This window comes from Nocardia sp. NRRL WC-3656 (assembly GCF_000720265.1).
Lineage (GTDB): Bacteria > Actinomycetota > Actinomycetes > Mycobacteriales > Mycobacteriaceae > Nocardia > Nocardia nova.
This window is the reverse complement of the sequence record NZ_JOJF01000126.1, coordinates 1-366: the sequence shown is the minus strand read 5'-3', so window position 1 is coordinate 366 and position 366 is coordinate 1. Positions and strand designations below refer to the sequence as shown.

The 366-nt window shown below is 54.6% G+C and carries 1 protein-coding gene; it reads right to left on the bottom strand.

Annotated features, from left to right (window positions below):
* A partial coding sequence (locus IG65_RS0134145) for an ImmA/IrrE family metallo-endopeptidase (RefSeq protein ID WP_030519023.1) occupies positions 1-366 on the bottom strand: 366 nt, incomplete at both ends.

The following is a 366-nucleotide window of genomic DNA, read 5'->3' as shown; positions in this document are numbered from 1 at the left end:
GCTTATTCCGTAGGTGAGCATGGCATCGGCGACAAGACGGTTCACATCCGGTAGATCATTCGAGGGGCCATGCTCTTCCAGCATTTCCTCCAGCGCCTCGTCCGGGAATAGGAAATGTCGAGAGAAAGAGTCCGCGATGATCTCTGGAATTGCGTTGGAATTCTGCGCCCGGTCGATGATTATTTGCCCGCTGTCCTGGTATAGGACATGGCTCAATTCGTGTGCGAGCGTGAATCTCTGAAGCGCCCAATAGTCGTCCGAATTGATGAGGATTGCCCAAGTCTGGCGGTTTTCGTGGATTTCTGGGACTGAAATGCCGTGAACGTTCTTCGGCAACGGCCGGTACTCCACCAGGCAGCCCAGGCT